This is a genomic window from Acidovorax sp. KNOB132 (genome assembly GCF_057541515.1).
In genome coordinates this window covers 1-3,727 of sequence record NZ_BAAJYT010000320.1, presented here as the reverse complement: position 1 = coordinate 3,727, position 3,727 = coordinate 1, and the positions used below count along the sequence as shown (strand labels likewise).

Sequence of the window (3,727 nt, the reverse complement as noted above, 5' to 3'; positions counted from 1 at the left end):
ACCGCGGTGTACGACGACCTGGACAAGGGCGCCGGCGCCGACGTGGCCCGCATCATCGCGGCCAACGCCGGCCCGGGCTACAAGCCCACGCTGGCCGCCGCGCCGGCCAAGGGCACGTCGCAGGTCGCCATGGCGCCGGCCACGACCGCGTCGCACTGACCCTGCGGGCCGCCCCGGCGGCGCCTCGCCCCCCAAGACAGACCCGCTGCGCACCGCCGCAGCGGGCCAGCCGTAGAACCACTCCCACAACACGCTGACCCATGTCTTCCCCCAACACCCCTGCGCCCCAGGCGCCGCCGCCCCTCGAAGGCAGCGCGCGCATGTGGGGCACGCTGGCCCTCTCGGCCGCGACGTTCATGAACGTGCTGGACACGTCCATCGCCAACGTGTCCCTGCCCGCCATCGCGGGCGACCTGGGCGTGAGCCCCACGCAAGGCACCTGGGTCATCACCAGCTTCGCGGTGGCCAATGCCATCGCGGTGCCGCTGACGGGCTGGCTGTCGCAGCGCTTCGGGCAGGTGCGCCTGTTCGTGGCCAGCGTGACGCTGTTCGTGCTCGCCTCGCTGCTGTGCGGCATCGCACCCAACATGGCCACGCTGATCGCCTTCCGCGCGCTGCAGGGCTTCGTGGCCGGGCCGATGATTCCGCTGTCGCAGTCGCTGCTGCTGTCCAGCTACCCCAAGGCGCTGGCCGGGCTGGCGATGGCGATGTGGTCGATGACCACGCTCGTCGCGCCGGTGATGGGGCCGCTCCTGGGCGGCTGGATCACCGACAACATGAGCTGGCCGTGGATCTTCTACATCAACGTGCCGGTGGGCATCATGGCCGTGCTGGTCACCTGGAGCATCTTCCACAAGCGCGAATCCGAGCGGCGGGCGCTGCCCATCGACTCCATCGGCCTGGCGCTGCTGGTGATCTGGGTCGCTGCCATGCAGGTGATGCTGGACATCGGCAAGGAGCACGACTGGTTCGCCTCGCCCTGGGTGGTGGCGTGCGGCGTGGTGGCGGTGGTGGGTTTCGCCGCCTTCATGATCTGGGAGCGCGGCGAGCCGCACCCGGTGGTGGACCTCACGCTGTTCCGCATCCGCAACTTCTGGGCCGGCGCGCTGGCCACGTCGGTGGGCTACGGCCTGTTCTTCGGCAACGTGGTGCTGCTGCCGCTGTGGCTGCAGCAGTACATGGGCTACACCGCCACGCAGGCCGGCGAGGTGCTGGCGCCGGTGGGGCTGCTGGCGCTGGTGCTCTCGCCCGTGGTGGGCAAGAACATCGCCAAGGTGGACCCGCGGCGCTTCGCCACCTTCGCGTTCCTGGTGTTCGCGCTGGTGCTGTGGATGCGCTCGCGGTTCACCACCCAGGCCGACCTGACCACGATCATGGTGCCCACGATCATCCAGGGCATCGCCATGGCGTTCTTCTTCATCCCGCTGGTGACGATCACGCTGTCGGAGATCGCACCCGCGCGCATTCCGTCGGCCTCGGGGCTGTCGAACTTCATGCGCATCACGGCGGGGGCTATCGGCACCTCGGTCTCGACCACGCTGTGGGAGCGGCGCGCCACGCTGCACCATGCCCAGCTCACCGAAGGGCTGCAGCAGGGCGGCGTGGCCGTCACGCAGACGCTGCAGGGGCTGCAGGCGGGCGGCCTCACGCCCGAGCAGGCGCTGGCGCAGGTGGAGCGCATGGTGAACCAGCAGGCCTTCATGCTGGCCGCCAACGACATCTTCTATGCGTCGGCCGTGCTGTTCCTGCTGCTGATTCCGCTGGTCTGGCTGGCCCACCCGGTGCGTCCCAGCGCCGGCAGCGCGGACGCCGCGGCCGGCGCGCACTGAGGCCGGGGGGCCGGGGCGACTGTTGCGCCAAGGCCTCACTCCGGGGCATGCGCGCGGGCACCAAGGCGCCTGCGCAGGCCATGTCATCACGGGTTCATCCGGGATTTCTACAAACGCGGGGCTGCCACCGGCATCCGCCGGCCGCCGGCCCCTGCGTCAAAAAATCCAGATCACCCATGACCCGCCCCTCTGCCCCTGCCCCCAACACCTTCCGCCGTGCGCGGATGCCACTGGCCATCGCCCTGGCCCTTCCCTCCCTCCTGCTGGCGGGCTGCGGCGGCTCCGGCGACGGCACGCCCGCCGCCGAACAGGGCCGCTGGACCACCGGCGACCTGCACACCCACACGGTGCAATCGGACGATTCGCGCACGACGCAGACGCTCGACTTCCTGCTCGGCAAGGCCTTCACCACCTACCGCCTGGACTGGATGGCGGTGACCAACCACCTGCGCTCGTCCAAGTACGACAACGCGGCCAACCTGCTGCCCGCGCCCAAGGCCTTCGCCTATGGCATGGAGGCCTATGAGATCCCGCGCATCCAGGCGCTGCAGGCCTCCGGCAACTACGCCGGCAAGCTGATCTTCTCGGGGTTCGAGTGGGACATGCCCACGCACGACCACATCGGCGTGGGCCTCTTCGAGGGGGCCAGCGGCAGCCTGAAGCCCTCCGCCAGCGGGGCCAAGGAGTTCCAGTACCTGTTCACCACGGGCGCCGAATCGCTCTTCGACGCGGCGGACGTGGCCCGCTGGAAGGCCCAGTACCCGCAGCGCTTCAACCAGACGGCCGACGACGCGCTCAAGGCCATCGCCTGGCTGAAGGCGAAGTACCCCGACACCAGCTACGCCCTGATCAACCACCCTTCGCGCAACCCCGGCAAGTATTCGATCGCCGATCTGCGCCAGATGAACGACCTGGCGCCCAGGATCGTGTTCGCCATCGAAGGCATGGTGGGCAACCAGCTCGAACCCGATCGCGGCGGCTACACCTCGGCCTACATCGACGCCAACCAAGCCAACCGCACCTACGGCGGCACCGACGCCATCGTGGCGAAACTGGGCGGGGTGTGGGACGCGCTGCTGGGCGAGGGCCGCCGCATCTGGAACATCGCCGACTCCGACTCGCACTTCGAGATCGACTCGAACAACAACAGCAGCGGCTACTACCCGGGCGAATACGCCAAGAACCACGTCTGGCAGGCCAGCAAGGCGGAGGGGGGCATCGGCGGCCTGGTCGACAGCCTGCGCGCGGGCCGCAGCTTCGGCGTTTTCGGCGACCTCATCAACGCGCTGGACTTCAACGTGTACGCCCTGAGCGGCAAGGGCACCATGGGCCAGGAGATCAAGGCCTCGGCCGGCGAGAGCGTGACGGTGCGCATCCGCTTCAAGAGCCCGCCGGTCAACAACTACCAGCGCCCGGTGGCCAGCGGCAACCTGGGCAACATGACGCCCAAGGTGGACCACATCGATCTCATCGCGGGCGACGTGGGCGAGCGCGCGCAGCCCGGCTCGGCCGCCTACCAGCAGGCCACCAACCCGACCACCCGCGTGCTGCGCCGGTTCACGGCCGCCGACTGGACGCAGGACGGCGAGGGCTACTACACCATGGAGATTCCGCTCACCATCGCCAAGAACCAGTATTTGCGCCTGCGCGGCACGAACCTGGGCGAGAACGTGGCCGGCCTCACCGCGAACGGCGAGCCGCTGGCGGACCAGGCGGTGACCACGTCCGACCCGGCCCAGCGCCACGACCAGATCAACGACCGCAACTACGGCAACCTCTGGTTCTATTCCAACCCGATCTTCGTGTCGGTGCGCTGAAGGCCGGGCGCGGCGGGGCGCCTGGCGCCTGCGGATGGCCGGGGCAGATTGCTATTTATTTAATAGCACAATGCCCTAGAA

General features: G+C 69.2%; 2 protein-coding genes. Both read left to right on the top strand.

Features of this window, described 5'->3' with window-relative positions; all coding sequences use genetic code 11:
- Positions 1-260 precede the first annotated feature (260 nt).
- On the top strand, positions 261-1,829 hold the full coding sequence (locus AC27IO_RS21750) for a DHA2 family efflux MFS transporter permease subunit (RefSeq protein ID WP_498740712.1): 1,569 nt from the start codon (positions 261-263) through the stop codon (positions 1,827-1,829).
- Between the two features lie 176 nt (positions 1,830-2,005).
- A complete protein-coding gene (locus AC27IO_RS21745; RefSeq protein WP_498740710.1) occupies positions 2,006-3,646 on the top strand; it encodes an S-layer protein in 1,641 nt (546 codons plus the stop codon).
- Positions 3,647-3,727: the final 81 nt, after the last annotated feature.